The organism is Mesorhizobium sp. Arg314 (assembly GCF_053714275.1).
Window position 1 is genome coordinate 56,600 of sequence record NZ_JBSKBP010000004.1, and the last position, 16,094, is coordinate 72,693.

General features: G+C 64.5%; 18 protein-coding genes. 13 read left to right on the top strand and 5 right to left on the bottom strand.

The features are described 5' to 3' along the window. The first annotated feature begins 5 nt into the window (after positions 1 to 5). Entirely contained in the window at positions 6 to 221 is a 216-nt protein-coding gene (locus tag ACWGS9_RS05910) for a hypothetical protein (protein ID WP_454504347.1), read from the top strand. Positions 222 to 444: 223 nt separating this feature from the next. Here the strand turns inward: ACWGS9_RS05910 and ACWGS9_RS05915 are convergent, their stop codons facing one another. The 4 genes from ACWGS9_RS05915 to ACWGS9_RS05930 form a co-directional block, all read right to left on the bottom strand. Beyond that, a complete protein-coding gene (locus ACWGS9_RS05915; RefSeq protein WP_320214842.1) occupies positions 445 to 1,203 on the bottom strand; it encodes a M48 family metallopeptidase in 759 nt (252 codons plus the stop codon). Between the two features lie 224 nt (positions 1,204 to 1,427). Further along, on the bottom strand, positions 1,428 to 1,907 hold the full coding sequence (locus ACWGS9_RS05920) for a DUF2852 domain-containing protein (RefSeq protein ID WP_454504348.1): 480 nt from the start codon (positions 1,905 to 1,907) through the stop codon (positions 1,428 to 1,430). 116 nt (positions 1,908 to 2,023) lie between these two features. Next, complete coding sequence (locus tag ACWGS9_RS05925; RefSeq protein ID WP_454504349.1) at positions 2,024 to 3,166, bottom strand: benzoate/H(+) symporter BenE family transporter; 1,143 nt, start codon at positions 3,164 to 3,166, stop codon at positions 2,024 to 2,026. 2 nt (positions 3,167 to 3,168) lie between these two features. Next, positions 3,169 to 3,939, bottom strand: a complete 771-nt coding sequence (locus ACWGS9_RS05930) for an alpha/beta hydrolase (protein ID WP_454504350.1) — start codon at positions 3,937 to 3,939, stop codon at positions 3,169 to 3,171. A gap of 216 nt (positions 3,940 to 4,155) precedes the next feature. Here ACWGS9_RS05930 and infC point away from each other — a divergent pair, with 216 nt between their 5' ends. The 8 genes from infC to ACWGS9_RS05970 all read left to right on the top strand — a co-directional run bounded on the left by infC (position 4,156) and on the right by ACWGS9_RS05970 (position 11,081). After that, positions 4,156 to 4,692 carry a translation initiation factor IF-3 gene (gene infC, locus ACWGS9_RS05935; protein WP_454504537.1) on the top strand — a complete coding sequence of 179 codons (537 nt, stop codon included), beginning with the start codon at positions 4,156 to 4,158 and terminating at the stop codon, positions 4,690 to 4,692. 117 nt (positions 4,693 to 4,809) lie between these two features. Next, positions 4,810 to 5,457, top strand: coding sequence for a methyltransferase family protein (locus ACWGS9_RS05940; RefSeq protein ID WP_454504351.1), 648 nt, complete (start codon positions 4,810 to 4,812; stop codon positions 5,455 to 5,457). Between the two features lie 184 nt (positions 5,458 to 5,641). Beyond that, complete coding sequence (gene rpmI, locus ACWGS9_RS05945; protein ID WP_027166935.1) at positions 5,642 to 5,845, top strand: 50S ribosomal protein L35; 204 nt, start codon at positions 5,642 to 5,644, stop codon at positions 5,843 to 5,845. Between the two features lie 93 nt (positions 5,846 to 5,938). Then, on the top strand, positions 5,939 to 6,340 hold the full coding sequence (rplT, locus tag ACWGS9_RS05950; RefSeq protein ID WP_027053776.1) for a 50S ribosomal protein L20: 402 nt from the start codon (positions 5,939 to 5,941) through the stop codon (positions 6,338 to 6,340). A 207-nt stretch (positions 6,341 to 6,547) separates the two neighbouring features. Further along, positions 6,548 to 7,600 carry a phenylalanine--tRNA ligase subunit alpha gene (pheS, locus tag ACWGS9_RS05955; protein ID WP_454504352.1) on the top strand — a complete coding sequence of 351 codons (1,053 nt, stop codon included), beginning with the start codon at positions 6,548 to 6,550 and terminating at the stop codon, positions 7,598 to 7,600. After that, a complete protein-coding gene (locus ACWGS9_RS05960) occupies positions 7,597 to 8,034 on the top strand; it encodes a GFA family protein (protein WP_454504353.1) in 438 nt (145 codons plus the stop codon). The genes pheS and ACWGS9_RS05960 overlap by 4 nt, the downstream gene beginning before the upstream one ends. After that, the gene (gene pheT, locus ACWGS9_RS05965; protein ID WP_454504354.1) at positions 8,031 to 10,439 is read left to right on the top strand and encodes a phenylalanine--tRNA ligase subunit beta; all 2,409 of its coding nucleotides are present in this window, start codon (positions 8,031 to 8,033) and stop codon (positions 10,437 to 10,439) included. The genes ACWGS9_RS05960 and pheT overlap by 4 nt, the downstream gene beginning before the upstream one ends. A 39-nt stretch (positions 10,440 to 10,478) precedes the next feature. Then, the gene (locus ACWGS9_RS05970) at positions 10,479 to 11,081 is read left to right on the top strand and encodes a nucleotidyltransferase family protein (protein ID WP_454504355.1); all 603 of its coding nucleotides are present in this window, start codon (positions 10,479 to 10,481) and stop codon (positions 11,079 to 11,081) included. Between the two features lie 251 nt (positions 11,082 to 11,332). On the opposite strand, the gene ACWGS9_RS05975 is transcribed toward ACWGS9_RS05970, so the two are convergent. Continuing rightward, positions 11,333 to 12,328 (bottom strand): aldo/keto reductase, encoded by a 996-nt coding sequence (locus ACWGS9_RS05975; RefSeq protein WP_454504356.1) that lies wholly within the window; start codon positions 12,326 to 12,328, stop codon positions 11,333 to 11,335. 96 nt (positions 12,329 to 12,424) lie between these two features. Here ACWGS9_RS05975 and ACWGS9_RS05980 point away from each other — a divergent pair, with 96 nt between their 5' ends. The 4 genes from ACWGS9_RS05980 (at position 12,425) to ACWGS9_RS05995 (ending at position 16,068) form a co-directional block, all read left to right on the top strand. After that, on the top strand, positions 12,425 to 13,315 hold the full coding sequence (locus ACWGS9_RS05980) for a LysR family transcriptional regulator (RefSeq protein WP_454504357.1): 891 nt from the start codon (positions 12,425 to 12,427) through the stop codon (positions 13,313 to 13,315). A 282-nt stretch (positions 13,316 to 13,597) separates the two neighbouring features. Continuing rightward, positions 13,598 to 14,170, top strand: a complete 573-nt coding sequence (locus tag ACWGS9_RS05985; protein WP_454504538.1) for a cytochrome b — start codon at positions 13,598 to 13,600, stop codon at positions 14,168 to 14,170. 68 nt (positions 14,171 to 14,238) lie between these two features. Continuing rightward, positions 14,239 to 14,814, top strand: coding sequence for a YceI family protein (locus ACWGS9_RS05990; protein ID WP_454504358.1), 576 nt, complete (start codon positions 14,239 to 14,241; stop codon positions 14,812 to 14,814). Positions 14,815 to 15,081: 267 nt separating this feature from the next. Further along, complete coding sequence (locus ACWGS9_RS05995) at positions 15,082 to 16,068, top strand: Gfo/Idh/MocA family protein (RefSeq protein ID WP_454504359.1); 987 nt, start codon at positions 15,082 to 15,084, stop codon at positions 16,066 to 16,068. Positions 16,069 to 16,094 lie beyond the last annotated feature (26 nt).

The following is a 16,094-nucleotide window of genomic DNA, read 5'->3' on the forward strand; positions in this document are numbered from 1 at the left end:
TTACCATGGCCGACCAGACCGTCGCCGAACTCAGGCAGAAAATCGCGCAGGCGCGCGAAGTAATCGCCCACCTGATGGACAAGGCCGCCTACAACGGCGCCGAGGCCCATCGGGCGCTGGATTATTTCGGCAGCGACGCGTTCGATCGGAATTTCCTGCCGTGGCCGCACGCCGATGAAGGGTTGCGGCCGGAGGAGTTGAACGCGGCGAATGATGATTGAATTGCCTATGCCGTGAACGGGTAAGCGTCGGCGGGACAGCACCCCCCTCTGGCCTGCCGGCCATCTCCCCCGCAAGGGGGGAGATCAGCAGCTTCGGCGTTTTGCCTTTCCTGCAACGCTTGAGATTGGCGAAAGCCGTGGCGACAGCCAATCTCCCCCCTTGCGGGGGAGATGCCCGGTAGGGCAGAGGGGGGTGTGAAGGAACGCGACCTAGCCGTTTGAGCTACTCAAAAACAATCGCCTGCAGGGCGCCGCCGTTGCGCTTCAGCCAGTCCTTGCAGCGGTCGGTGTCGGGGCAGAGCTTCTCGCACAGTTTCCAGAATTTCGGGCCGTGGTTCATCTCCTTGAGATGCGCCACCTCATGCGCCACCAGGTAGTTTATCACCGCCGGCGGCGCCATCATGATGCGCCAGGAGAAGGACAGGTTGCCCTCCGAGGTGCATGACCCCCAGCGGCTGGTGGTATCCTTGTAGCGGATCGCCTTGGCGCGCTTGCCGATCGCCTCGGTGTGCTTCACCACCAGCTTCTCGATCTCCTTCTTGGCCTCGCGCTTGAGGTGATCGGCGATGCGGCGCGGCAGGTGTATGCGCTCGCCATGGACGATCAAAAGCGGGCCGCGCTCGTCGCGCGAGACGGCGACGGTGCCGCGCTTGGAAGGCTCGTGGACGATGCGATGCGGCACGCCGCGGATCGGTATCCTGATGCCTGGACGCACCTGCGGCCTTGTCGGCACCTTGGCCAGGCGCTGCTCAAGCCAGTCCTGGTGGCGGTCGAGGAACTTCTCCACCTCGCCGCGGCGCAGGCCCGGCGGCACGGTGACACGCAGGCCCTGGCCGCCGGAATCGATGCGCAGCGTCAGCCGCCGCGCCCTGGCGCTCTCGACGATCTTGAGCGGCAGCGTGCGGCCGGCGACGCAATGCTCGCGCTCGACGACGGGCGCGGCCTTGGGCTTGGTCAGGTTGCGGAAGAAGCCGAGGGTCATGGCTGGACGATACGCGATTCGAAAAAAACGGCCAGTGGAGGGAAGTCACATCGAGAACAAAAAAGAAACGGCGCCGCTAGACGCGACGCCGCATATCATGCCGAAACCTGTCCCGGCAGCGCCGCGCGTCCTCTCGGACGCGCAAAGGACGCTGCGGCACTTTGAGTTGGCGCATGACCTTTTCCGAAAATCGGCGTCGATTTTCGGGGTCATGCGCCGGTATCTCAGTCGTCGAGCAGGTTCGTGCCCTTGCCGCGCTTCGGAGCGGTCTTGTCGGTCGAGCCGGTGGTGGTCGGCGCGGTCGACTTGTTGCGGTTCGCCATGAAGCGGTCGAACTCGTCCTGGTCCTTGGCGCGGCGCAGCTCGCGGGCGTAGTCGTCGAACTCGGTCAACATCTCGTCCAGCTTGCGGCGCTCTTCCGCCAGGCGCTCGAGTTCCTTCTCGCGCCAGTCGTCGAAGGCGACGTTGCCGGTACGGGCCGAACCGTGGCCCCAGCGGGCCGCCTTGTCGGAGCCGCGGCGGCAGCCGGCGAAGATGCCGTCAGTGGCGCGGTTGACATCGCGCTTGAAGCCATCGAGCCGGTCGCCCCAGATGATGTAGGCGAGCATGGCGAAGCCGAGCGGCCAGAACACCATGAAGCCGATGATCATCAGCGCGATGGTGGCCGGCGTCCAGGCCGGACGGATCAATGCACTCGTGTTCATTTTCTCCTAATCCTTACGTTGGAGACAGCCAAACCGGCTGCGTGGAATCGAAATGGGAAGGCGAAATCGGCGATTCAAGGCAAGTCCGGCCAAAACCGGCGAAGCGCCTGAAATGATTATCGCTTTTTGAGCTTTTCGAGGAAAAGCACTGCCATTCCGGCGACAAGGCCCCAAAACGCCGCGCCGACGCCGAAGAGCGTGAGCCCGGAGGCCGTGACGGCAAAGGTGATGGTGGCTGGCATGCGCTCGGCCTCGTCCCTGAGCGCGATCGACAGGGCGTTGGCCAAAGACGCCATCAGCGCCAGCCCGGCGACCAGCACGATCAGGCTCTGCGGCAGGACGGCGAAGATCGCCACCAGCGAAGCGCCGAAGACGGCAAAGAGCAGGTAGGCCAGCGCATAGAACGGACCGGTCTTCCAGCGCTGGGCGGGGTCGGGGTGCACGTCGGGGCCGGTGCAGATCGCCGCCGAAATCGCCGCCAGATTGGTGGTTGCGGCGCCGAACGGCGCCGACAGCAACGAAAAAAGGCCGGTGACGCCGATCAGCGGACCAGGTTCGGGGTGGTAGCCCGCGGCGCGCAGCACGGCGAGGCCGGAGAGATTCTGCGAAGCCATGGTGACAAGGTAGAGCGGCAGCGCCAGGCCGACGATCGCCTGGGCTGTGAACACAGGAGCAATCAGCGTCAGTGTCGACAGTTCCGGCGCCGGCAAGCCGCCGACGCGGCCGGTGAGAAAGGCGGCGAGCCCGCCGCCAACCAGAACCGCCAGCACCGACAACGCGGGATTGAACATACGGATGACGAAAAAGGCCGCGATCAGCGGCAAAATGAGCCAGGGATCCGCCGGAATGGCCTTCACCGCATTGATGGCGAACGTGACGACGATACCGGCCAGCATGCCGGAGGCGACGGACGCCGGTATCCGCGCGATCAGCCTGGTCAGCGGCTTGAACAGGCTGGTGGCGACCAGCAGGACGCCGGTGACGATGAAGGCGCCGACGGCTTCGGGCATGGTGAAGCCGCTGGAGGCGGCGACCAGCGCGAGACCCGGCGTCGACCAGGCGGTGATGACCGGCATTTTCGTGCGCCAGGACAGCCACAGGCATTCGATCGCCATGGCGAGGCAGATCGCCGTCACGCCGCTGGCGGTCTCGATCTGCGTCGCGCCGACCGCCTTGGCGGCGGCAATGACGATGGCCAGCGTCCCGCCGAAGCCGACGATCGCCGCGACGAAAGCGGATATCGGGATGGAAACGCGCATTCTCAGGCGGCCCGCCTGACCATTTCCCCGGCAGCCCGCTTGAGCATTTCGAGATCCCCGGGACGGGACAGGCGATGATCGCCGTCGGGGATCAGCGACAGCGTCACGTCGTCGGCGGGCAGCATGGATGCGAGTTTCAAGGCATGGCCCGAAGGCACGTCCGGGTCGGCCAGGCCCTGCAGGATATGCACCGGACAGTGGGTGTCGATCGGCCCGGTCATCACCCGGTTGGCGCGGCCGTCCTCGATCAGCGCGCGCGTGTAGATGTAAGGCTCGTCCGAATAGTCGGACGGCTCGGCGAAGAAGCCTTTTTCCTGCAGATCCTGCCGCTGCATATCGGTCAGCACAGGCTCGATCAGCTCGACGGTGAAATCCGGCGCCGGCGCCAGCAGCACCAGGCCGGCGACCCTTGTGTCGCCCACCTTGCGCAGTTCCTGCACCATGCGCAGCGCGATCCACGCCCCCATCGAGGAGCCGACCAGGATCTGCTTGCCCTCGCTGAACCGGCGAAAGACAGCAAGGCTCTGCGCCAGCCATCTGGAGATCGTGCCGTCGGCGAATTCGCCGCCCGATTCACCATGGCCGGAATAGTCGTGGCGCAGATAGGCGTGGCCCTCGCTGCCGGCCCAGGCGGCAAGCGTCTCGGCCTTCGTGCCCAGCATGTCGGACTTGTAGCCGCCGAGCCAGACCACGCCGGGTGCAGCGCCCGGTGCCTGCCGGACGGCGATGCTCGACCCGTCCACATCGATGAAAACCGGAGCGCTGGCGGCCATGACCTTGTCCTCTCGGCCGGTCTTTTGACACAGGCGGTGGTTCAACGAAAAGTGCTCGCGGCGTTTCTTTGCTTGGTGCAGACAATTGCCGGGCGGCAGGTGATTTTCCGGCAGGGCTATGCTATTGACTCACGCCCCGCGCTCACCACATAGGCGCGTCCACCTAATTTTGACTCTACAGAAACCCTGAACGAAACGGCCGAGGAGACCACGACCATTCGCAGACCTTTCAAAGCAGCGGCACCCACCAAGGACGGGCCGCGCTCCAACCGAGACATCCGGGTGCCCCGGGTCCAGCTCATTGACGCCGAAGGCCAGAACCGCGGCGATGTTTCCATCAACGACGCATTGCTGCTGGCCGAAGAGGCCGGGCTCGATCTCGTCGAGATATCGCCCAATGCGGTGCCCCCCGTCGTCAAAATCCTCGATCTCGGCAAGCTGAAATACGCCAACCAGAAGAAGGCGGCCGAAGCGCGCAAGAACCAGAAGGTCATCGAGATCAAGGAGATCAAGATGCGCCCGAACATCGACAGCCATGACTACGAGACCAAGATGAAGGCCGTGCGGCGCTTCTTCGAGGAAGGCGACAAGGTCAAGCTGACGCTCCGCTTCCGCGGCCGCGAGATGGCGCATATGGAACTCGGCATGCAGCTTCTGAACAAGGTGCGCGAGGAAGTCGCTCTGATCGCCAAGGTCGAGGCGGAGCCGAAGCTCGAAGGCCGCCAGATGATGATGGTGCTGGCACCGCGCTAAAATCCCGCCAAAATCATGGCGCAAGGCGTCCCGACGATCGGCGGGGCGCCTGTTTTCTATCCGATCGCAACCTCGACGATCGCTTCGCGATCGCGAGCAAACGATCGGATTTTCCTCATGGCCGATGAAGTGAAGTCTAAGCCTGCCAAGCAAAATGAAGGTCTTGGCGGCTACCAGCATATGCGCCGCATCGTGCTGGCCGTGCTGGTCGCGGTGCTTTTCGCCGCGCTTCTGTTTGGACAGTCGACTTTTCCGCCGGACACGCCTGTGCATGAGTCGATCGAGATGTTCGGCGTGCTTTTGATCTTCCTCGGCATTGTCGGGCGGTTGTGGTCGACGCTCTATATCGGCGGGCGCAAATCAGCCGAAGTGGTCACCGGTGGCCCTTATTCGATCACCCGCAACCCGCTCTATCTGTTTTCGACGGTGGCGGCCGCCGGCGTCGGCGCGCAGATCGGCTCTTTCAGCGGCATCATCCTGTTTTCGCTGCTGTGCGCCGGCGCATTCCACATCGTCATCCTGCGCGAGGAGCGGTATCTGAAGGAAGTGCTCGGCGCGGCCTACCAAGCCTATCTAGCGAAGGTGCCGCGCTTCTTCCCCAACCTCCCGCTCTACCAGGAAGGCGATACTGGCAGCTTCAAGCCGCGCTTGCTCTTGAACACGCTGCTCGACGGGCTGGTGTTCCTGGTGGCGCTGCCGGCCTTCGAGTTGATCGACGGCGCGCAGCAGTCGGGGATGCTGCCGGTGTGGTTCCGCCTGCCCTGACAGGGGACAGTGCGTCGCATGGCTTGAGGTGTTGCGCGCCGGCCATCTTTGATCTATAGGACCGCCGTTCCAAGAAAACCGCCCGGCAGGGCATGCCGTGGCGGTTTCATTTGCTTTTCGGGCTTTGGTCGGCCCGAAGCGAGAAAAGAAGCGCGATGGTGCGCCACCAATACGGAGTAGCAAAATGCCCAAGATGAAGACCAAATCGGCCGCCAAGAAGCGGTTCAAGATTACTGCCACCGGCAAGGTGCTGTCGGCTGCCGCCGGCAAGCGCCACGGCATGATCAAGCGTTCCAACAAGTTCATTCGCGATGCCCGCGGCACGATGGTTCTGGCTGAACCGGACGGCAAGAAGGTCATCAAGAATTTTCTGCCGAACGGCCTCTAATCCCTCGGCTTGGACACGCAATTAGTTTGACGCAATTCCGAACGGAAAACCGCTAAACACTTTTCCTGGAATTGCTTTTAAGGAGATCATGACATGGCACGCGTAAAGAGAGGCGTCACCGCCCACGCCAAGCACAAGAAGGTCCTGAAAGCCGCCAAGGGCTTCTACGGCCGCCGCAAGAACACCATCCGCATCGCCAAGCAGGCGGTGGAGAAGTCGCTGCAGTACGCCTACCGCGACCGCAAGAACCGCAAGCGCTCGTTCCGCGCGCTGTGGATCCAGCGCATCAACGCGGCGACCCACGAGCACGGCCTGACCTATGGCCGCTTCATCGACGGCCTCAACAAGGCCGGCATCGAGATCGACCGCAAGATCCTTTCGGACATGGCCATCCACGAGCCGCAGGCTTTCGCAGCGCTCGTGGCCAAGGCCAAGGTCGCGCTCGAATATCTGAAGAACACCACGCCGAATGCTTTTGAGAGCGCTGTCGCCTAAGCCAGCGCTTCCCAAGCATTTTTAGTACTGATTTGGGGAACCCGCGCTGGCACGGCTGGCGCGGGTTCTTTTTTGGCCCCTGATGCAACCAAAATGGCACCCCGCGCAACCAAAGTGGTGACGCACGCTGAATGCCAGTCATCCAATCGAGAGAGCTTCGCCGTGAACGCCACCGCTGGAAATCTTGAAACCCTTGAAGCTTCCCTGATGGCCGACATCGCGGCAGCCTCGGACGAAGCCGCGATCGAGGCGGTGCGCGTCTCGGCGCTGGGCAAGAAGGGCTCGGTCTCCGAAATGCTGAAGACGCTCGGCGCGATGAGCGCCGAGGAGCGGCAGGTGAAGGGCCCGGCGATCAACGGGCTGAAGAACCGCGTCACCGAGGCGCTTACCGCGCGCAAGGCGGAATTGAAGGACGTGGCGATCGCAGCTCGGCTCGCCGCCGAGACGGTCGACGTGACGCTGCCGGTGCGCCAGTCGCCGGCGGAGCGCGGCCGCATCCATCCGATCAGCCAGGTGATCGACGAGATCGCGGCGATCTTCGGCGATCTCGGCTTCGCCATCGCCGAAGGCCCGGATATCGAGACCGACTATTACAATTTCACGGCGCTGAATTTCCCCGAGGGGCATCCGGCGCGCGAGATGCACGACACCTTCTTCTTCCAGCCGGACGAGAAGTGCGAGCGCAAGCTGTTGCGCACACACACCTCGCCCGTGCAGATCCGCACCATGGAGAAGCAGAAGCCGCCGATCCGCATCGTCATCCCCGGCAAGACCTACCGGCAGGATTCGGACGCCACCCACTCGCCGATGTTCCACCAGGTCGAGGGGCTGGTGGTCGACAAGTCGGCGAATGTCGCCAACATGAAGTGGGTGCTCGAGGAGTTCTGCAAGGCCTTCTTCGAGGTGCCGTCGGTCAAGATGCGCTTCCGCCCGTCCTTCTTCCCGTTCACCGAGCCCAGCCTCGAGGTCGACATCCAGTGCGATCGCTCGCGGCCCGGCGAAGTGCGCTTCGGCGAAGGCTCGGACTGGATGGAAATCCTGGGCTGCGGCATGGTGCACCCGAATGTGCTGCGCGCCGGCGGGCTCGACCCCGACGAATACCAGGGCTTTGCCTGGGGCATGGGCATCGACCGCATCGCCATGCTGAAATACGGCATGCCGGACCTGCGCGCCTTCTTCGACGCCGACGTGCGCTGGCTGTCGCATTACGGTTTCAGGCCGCTCGACCTGCCGACGCTGTTCGGGGGACTGTCGACATGACCGCACCTCACACCGGGGGCTGTCGCTGCGGTGCTGTGCGGTTCGAGGCGTCAGCCGAGCCGCACCACATCAGCTATTGCCATTGCGGCGACTGCCGGCACGCCAGCGGCGCGCCGGTGTCGGCCTTTGTCGGCTTCATGGCCGACCAAGTCGCGCTCAACGGCAAATCGCTGAAAAGCTACCGGAACGGTCCGGTGGAGCGCTCGTTCTGCGGCATTTGCGGTTCGCCGATCGCTTATGCCGACAAGCGGCTCGACAACCAGATCTATTTCATGCTCGGCGCAATGGACATGCCGGCCTATTTCAGGCCGACCGTACATGCGCATGTGCGCGAGCAATTGCCCTTCCTGCACATGCCCGACGCGCTGCCGCGCGAGCTGAAGACCAGCGTGCCCCGGCCCGAAGAACAAATATCCGACGGAACACAGTCATGAAATTCACGCTCTCCTGGCTCAAGGACCATCTCGAGACCGACGCCTCGCTAGCCGAGATCGTCGAGCGGCTGACCGCGATCGGCCTCGAAGTCGAACGTGTCGACGACAAGGCCGGCCTGAAGCCCTTCGTCATCGCGAAAGTACTGACGGCGGTGCAGCACCCCGACGCCGACCGGCTGCGGGTGCTGACTGTCGACACCGGCGACGGCAAACCGCCGGTGCAGGTGGTGTGCGGCGCGCCAAACGCCCGCGCGGGCCTGATCGGTGCCTTCGCGGCGCCCGGCACCTATATTCCCGGCATCGACGTGACGCTTTCGGTCGGCAAGATCCGCGGTGTCGAAAGCCATGGCATGATGTGCTCGGAGCGCGAGCTGGAAATCTCCGACGAGCATAACGGCATCATCGATTTGCCTGAGGATGCGCCGGTCGGCACCGGCTTCGCCGCTTACGCGCATCTCGACGATCCGGTCATCGAGATCAATTTGACGCCGAACCGCCCGGACGCGACCAGCGTCTACGGCATCGCGCGCGACCTTGCGGCAAGCGGGCTTGGCCGCCTCACCGGCGGCGGGATCATGCCGCATGCAGGCGACGGGCTGTGTCCTGTCAAGGTCACGATCGAGGCGCCCGAACTCTGCCCCGGCTTTGCACTGACGCTGGTGAAGGGTGTCAGGAACGGCCCGTCGCCGAAATGGCTGCAGCAGCGGCTGATCGCCATCGGACTTCGGCCGATCAGCGCGCTGGTCGACATCACCAACTACGTCACCTTCGATCGCGGCCGGCCGCTGCACGTGTTCGACGCCAAGAAGGTCGCCGGCAATCTGACCGTGCGCCGGGCGCGCGAAGGCGAGAAGGTCCTGGCGCTCGACGGCCGCGAATACACGCTGACGCCCGAGATGTGCGTGATCGCCGACGAGGATGGCGTCGAATCGATCGCCGGCATCATGGGCGGCGAGCATTCGGGCTGCGACGAGACCACCACCGACGTGCTGATCGAGTCGGCGCTCTGGGATCCGATCACCACGGCGCGGACCGGTCGCACGCTCGGCATCATCAGCGATGCGCGCTATCGTTTCGAGCGCGGCGTCGACCCCGAATTCATGGTGCCGGGCATCGAACTGGCGACCAAGCTGGTGCTCGATTTCTGCGGCGGCACGCCGACGGAAATCGAAGTGGCGGGCTATGCCGGCCACAAGCCGAAGGTCGTCTCCTTCCCGCTCTCCGAAGTGAAGCGGCTGACCGGCATCGAGGTGCCGAAGGCCGAGGCGCTGGACATCCTGACCCGCCTCGGCTTCGAGCCGCAGGGTTCGGGCGAGGTCGTCAAGGTAAAAGTGCCGTCCTGGCGGCCGGATGTCGACGGCAAGGCCGACCTCGTCGAAGAGGTGATGCGCATCCATGGCGTCGACAACATCGCACCGCAGCCGCTGACCTCGCATGACGCAGTCAACGGCAAGATCCTGACCGCGCTGCAGGTGCGCACCCGCGCGGCCAAGCGCGGCCTTGCCGTGCGCGGCATGATGGAGGCCGTCACCTGGTCGTTCATCCCGGCCAGGCATGCCGAACTGTTCGGCGGCGGGCGGACGGCGCTCAAGCTCGCCAACCCGATCGCCGCCGACATGTCCGACATGCGGCCTTCGCTGCTGCCCGGGCTGATCGCGGCCGCGCAGCGCAATGCCGACAAGGGCATCGGCGACGTGGCGCTGTTCGAGGTTTCGGGCACCTATGAGGGAGATGCCGCCGACCAGCAGCGGCGCGTCGCCGCTGGTGTCAGGCGCGGCACAGCCAAGCTCGACGGCTCGGGCCGCAGCTGGGCCGGCAATGCCGGGCCGGTCGGCGTGTTCGACGCCAAGGCGGATGCGATCGCGGCGCTCGAAGCCTGCGGCGCGCCGGTCGACCGGTTGCAGATCGAGCCCGGCGGCCCGGCCTGGTATCACCCCGGGCGTTCCGGCACGATCAAGCTCGGACCCAAGACGGTGCTCGGCACCTTCGGCGAGTTCCATCCGAAGACGCTGGACGGGCTCGACGCGTCAGGTCCGATCTGCGGCTTCGAGATTTTCGTCGATGCCGTGCCGGAGCCGAAGGCCAAGCCGACGCGCACCAAGCCGAAGCTGGAGCTGTCGCCCTTCCAGGCAGTGAAGCGCGATTTCGCCTTCGTCGTCGACCGGTCGGTCGAGGCCGGCACGTTGATGCGGGCGGCACTTGCCGCCGACAAGAAGCTGGTCACCGGCGTTTCGGTGTTCGACGTCTTCGAGGGCGCGTCACTAGGCGCCGCCAAGAAGTCGATCGCCATCGAAGTGTCGATCCAGCCGGTCGAAAAGACGCTGACCGACGAGGATTTCGAGGCGCTGGCCAAGCGCATCGTCGACAACGTCAACAAGCACACGGGCGGCGTGCTCAGAACGTAGGGCATTGCGGAGCGATGGCGAATCGCCCTCCAAAGGGCGATGCGCCATCTCCGCCATTCCGGCCTTCCCTTCGAGGAGCAGCGCGCGGCTTTCCTCGCCATCGTCGCGGCCGATCCGCTGCTGGCCGAGACGCTGGCGCGTGTGCGCCAACTCGCGCTGCCGGATTGGCTGGTGGTTTCCGGTGCGCTTTACAACAGCGTCTGGAACCATCTGACCGGCAGGCCGCCTGGCTACGGCATCAGGGATGTCGACCTGTTCTATTTCGACGATGCCGACCTCTCCTACGAGGCCGAGGATGCGGTAATCCGCCGGGCGGCGGCGCATTTCGACGGATTGCCGCTGCCGGTCGAGGTGCGCAACCAGGCGCGGGTGCATCTGTGGTATCCGGCAAAGTTCGGGCAGGACTGCCCGAGATACGCGAGCGCGAGCGAGTCGGTGAGTTACTTTGCGTCGAAGACGCATGCGGTGGGGGTGCGGTACGACGCCGGCGGGAAGCTGGAGCTGGTGGCGCCGTTTGGGCTCGACGACATTTTTTCGTTTCGCATCACGCCAAACCGGGCGCTGGACAATCAGCGGACGCACGAGGCGAAGGGGAGAAGGGCGCGGGAGTGCTGGGCGGAGATTGAAGTGGTGCCGTGGTGAGAGACGCCGGCGGGACAGCACCCCCCTCTGCCCTGCCGGGCATCTCCCCCGCAAGGGGGGAGATTGGCTGTCCGGGTGGACAGCATCTCCCTTTCAACGTTGGTGATTAGCGAAAGCCGCGCGACAGCTGATCTCCCCCCTTGCGGGGGAGATGGCCGGCAGGCCAGAGGGGGGTGCCTCGCGCCGAGGTCTCACACTTTTTGCATGCGCTGCGCAAGAAGGGGCGCCGAAGCGCCCCTTTCCACTCTCAGTCACCCATTCACCAGCGCCAGCAGTTCCTCCGTATAGCGCTTGCCGACCACCTTGTCGGGCGACAGCGCGTCACCGATCGCGGCGACTTCCGCCGCGCTCAGCTCGATCCCGGCAGCCGCCGTGTTCTGCTCCAAGTGGCGGATTTTTCGCGCGCCGGGGATCGGCACGATGAAGTCGCCCTGGTGCAGCACCCAGGCGAGTGCCAGCTGCGCCGGTGTCACGCCCTTTTTCGCCGCCATCTTTTCCAGCTTCGCGATCACGGCGTTGTTGGCTTCCATCGCCTCGGCCTGGAAGCGCGGCAAGGTGAGGCGCCAGTCGCCGGCGCCGAGCGCGTCGGGCTTGCCGAGCGTGCCGGTGAGCAGGCCGCGGCCGAGCGGGCTGTACGGAACAAAACCGATGCCGAGCTCGCGGCAGACGGCAAGGACCTCGTCCTCCGGATCGCGGCTCCATAGCGAATACTCGCTCTGCACGGCGGCGATCGGATGCACGGCATGCGCCCGGCGCAAAGTCGCGCCGCTCACTTCCGACAGGCCGAGCGCCCGAACCTTGCCTTCGCGCACCAGCTCGGCCATGGCGCCGACGGTGTCTTCGATCGGCACGTTGGGGTCGACGCGGTGCTGGTAGTAGAGGTCGATGACATCGGTATCGAGCCGCTTGAGCGAGGCTTCCGCCACCGCCTTGACGTGCTCGGGGCGGCTGTCGAGGCCGATCATGCGGTCGGTGCCCGAGCCGTGCTCGGAAATCTTGAAGCCGAATTTGGTGGCGATCGTCACCTTGTCGCGCACCGGCTTCAGCGCCTTGCCGAGCAGGATTTCGTTCTCGAACGGACCATAGACTTCGGCGGTGTCGAAGAAGGTCACGCCGATTTCGACGGCCCGGCGCAGCGTGGCGATTGCCTCGGCTTCCGGCTGGCCGCCATAGACGAAGCTCATGCCCATGCAGCCGAGGCCGACGGGGAAGACTTCGAGTTCAGTACCTAATTTGCGGGTTTGCATCGCGTATCTCCTTGTTGCGGTGGGAAGGAGATAGGGGCTAGAACTCCGTTCGATAATCATGGCTCTTTTGCACGGCCTGTTCTAAGAAGTAGATCAATGAACCGTACCAACCTCTCGCAGCTTGCCGTGCTCGCCACCGTTGCCCAATGCGCCAGCTTTCGCGGCGCGGCGCGCGAGCTCGGCATCGCGCCGTCCGCAGTCAGCCACGCGGTCTCCAGCCTGGAAGCGCGGCTCGGCGTGCGGCTCCTGACGCGCAGCACGCGCAGTGTCGCGCCGACCGAGGAGGGCGCGCAGCTGCTCGAACGACTGCGGCCGGCGCTGTCCGAGATCGACCTCGCGCTGGAAACCGCGGTCGAGGCGCGCGACCGACCAGCCGGCAATCTGCGGCTGACCGTACCGCGCACGGCTGCGCATCTGACGCTGACGCCGCGGCTCGGCGCCTTTGCCGCCGCCTATCCCGAGATCGTGCTGGAGATCGTCATCGAGGACCGCTTCACCGACGTGGTCGAAGGCGGTTTCGACGCCGGCGTGCGGCTCGGCGAAAGCCTGCAGCGCGACATGATCGCGGTGCGCATCGGCCCCGATCTTCGCGGCGCCGTCGTAGGCGCGCCGTCCTATTTCGCGACGATGCCTAAACCTCGCCATCCGCGCGAGTTGGCAGACCATCGCTGCATCCGCTTCCGTTTCTCCAGCGGCGTCCTTTACCGCTGGGAATTCGAGAAGGACGGCGAGGAGATCGAGATTGCCGCGCAAGGGCCGCTAATCCTCGACGAGGACCATCTGATCGCCCAGGCGGCCGTCGACGGCGCCGGGCTTGCCTTCGTCTTCGAGGATTATGTGAAGGCGCCGCTCGCCGACGGAAGGCTGGTCCGTGCGCTGGAGGATTGGTGCCCGGCCTTCGATGGTTTCTTCGTCTATTATCCCAGCCGCCGCCAGATGCGCCCGGCGCTCAGGGCTTTCGTGGATTTCTTCAAGGTGGGCGGGTAGGCGCTGGCGAGATCGGTAAGATTATCAACCGTCGGCGCCGCCCCTCATCTGCCTGCCGGCATCTTCTCCCCGTTCAACGGGGAGAAGGGGCTGGTCCGAGGCCGGCGCCTGTTCTTTCGACTTCTGAGATTGACGAAACCGCTGGCGCAGGCTTCTTTCTCCCCGTTTACGGGGAGAAATGCCCGGCAGGGCAATGAGGGGCGGCGCGGCGTCTGAAGGTTGTGTGGAGAATCAGGCTTAGGCACCTCGGAAGAAAGCTGAACCCGATAGCGTTTGCCGATCATGCAATTCGCCATCACCAACACCCAAACCCGCTATGGCTGGGCGATGATCATGCTCCACTGGCTGATCGGTATCATCTTCATCGGCCAGTTCGTGCTTGGCTTCGTCATGGTGCGGACGGCGAGCCAGCGGACGTCTTTCGAGCTGATCCAACTGCACAAATCCTTCGGCTTCCTGCTGCTCGGCCTGATCATCCTGCGCATCGCCTGGCGGCTCGGCAACGCGGCGCCGCCATTGCCGCGCTCTGTTGGAACATTGGAGCGCAAGACGGCGCCGCTGGCGCATTTCGCGCTTTATGCTTTCCAGATCGCGCTGCCTCTGTCCGGCTGGGCGCTGGTCTCGGTCTCGACGCTGGAAATCCCCACCATGCCGTTCAACCTGTTCGTGATGCCCGACCTGCCGCTGGCCGAGTCCGACGCTTCAGAGAGCTTCTGGACTTCGGCGCATTGGTATCTCGCCTATGCCGGCATCGCGCTGGTGGCGCTGCATGTGGCGGCGGCGCTGCGCCATCAATTCCTGCTGCGCGACAATGTGCTGAGGCGCATGATCACGCCTTCGTCAGGCGGGGAATAGAACCGCTCCATCATTCGTTGGTGGGTCGAGAACGCAGAAAATGCGTATCCGCGGAAGGAACAAATCTCATGAACGCGCGCATCTTTGGATTGGCGGCTTTTGCCGCTTGCCTTGCCATGCCCGCAGTGGCGGCGGTGGCGCTAAGCGACGCCGCGGGCAGCTACACGATCAGCCCATCGGGCTCGAGCATCCGCTTCACCATCGGCAAGGCCGGCGGCGGCGGCTTCGACGGCGCCTTCGGCCGCTTCAGGGGCACGATCCGCATCGACAATGGCGATGTCGGCCGCTCCAAGGTCGACCTCACCATCTATCCGGAAAGCGTCGGCACGGGCCAGGGCCGCATCGACGCCTTCCTGCGCTCCGACGCGGTGTTCGACGCCGCCAACAATCCGGAGATCCAGTTCCGCTCGACCAGCGTGACCCGCACCGGCGACACGACGGCGCTCGTCACCGGCCGGCTGACGGCCCGCGGCAAGACATTTCCGGAAAAATTCACGGCCGAACTCGGCGGATTGAAGGGCGGGACCATCAAGTTCCACGTCACCGGCAAGGTGCTGAGGTCGCGCTACGGCATGGATGTCGGCACGCCGCTCTATTCCAACATCGTCGACTTCGACATGACGCTGATGGGGAGAAGGGGTTAGTTCTAAGCCCCGCCTCCTCGGGTTCGTCATCCTAGGGCGGAGCAAGGAGCGAAGCGACGCGCGCGGACCCTAGGATCCATGCCGTAACGCTAAGGCGTTGCAACGGTTACAGAATTCTGCGCCGTTGCACTTTACGCCATAGGTCACGGAATGGATCCCCGGGTCAAGCCCGAGGATGACGAGGCGCTTTGTGACCCGCGCCTGCGATTGGCTTTTCTCCAGAATTGGGGCAAACCTCGTCGCCTGTAACCGACATGGAGAAGCGTGATGTTCCGATGGGGTGTTCTGTCGACGGCCAAGATCGGCCGAGAGCAGCTTTTGCCGGCAATCGTGGATTCGGAGAACGGCGTTTTGTCGGCGATCGCCAGCCGCGACCTGTCGAAGGCCAAGGCATTGGGCGAGCGTTTCGGCGCCCGCCATGCCTTCGGCTCCTATGAGGAACTGCTTGCCTCCAAGGAGGTCGACGGCGTCTACATCCCGCTGCCCACCTCCCAGCATGTCGAATGGACGGCGAAGGCGATCGAAGCCGGAAAGCATGTGCTGGTCGAGAAGCCTCTGGCGCTCGACGCCAAGGACATCCCGCCGCTCATCAAGCTGCGCGACCAGAAGAAAGTGCTCGTCTGCGAGGCCTTCATGGTCGTCTACCACCCGCAATGGATCAAGGTGCGCGACCTGATCGCCAGCGGCGCCATCGGCCGGCTGCGGCACGTACAGGGCGCGTTTTCCTATTACAATGTCGACCCCAAGAACATGCGCAACCAGCTCGACCTCGGCGGCGGCGCGCTGCCCGACATCGGCGTCTATCCGACTGTGTCGACGCGCTTTTCGACCGGCAAGGAGCCTCTGCGCGTGCAGGCGACGATCGAGCGCGACAAGACATTCGGCACCGACATCTATTCCTCGATCCGCGCCGATTTCGGCGACTTCGAATTGTCCTTCTACCTGTCGACGCAGATGGCGGCACGGCAGGTGATGGTGTTCCACGGCGAGAAGGGTTTCATCGAGGTCGTCGCCCCGTTCAATGCCGGGCTCTACGACCACCACCGTGTCGAGCTGCACAACCAGAACCACACCGAGGCGCAGGTGTTCCGCTTCCCCGGCACGCAGCAATACCGGCTCGAATGCGAAGCCTTCGTGCGCGCCGCCCAGGGCGGCAAGGACAGCGTCTTCACGCTGGAAGAATCGGTGCTCAACCAGAAGGTCATCGACGCCATCTTCCGCGCAGGCGACAGGGACGGTTGGGAAGCCGTCTAAGAAATTCGCCAACGGCCGTTTTGGGG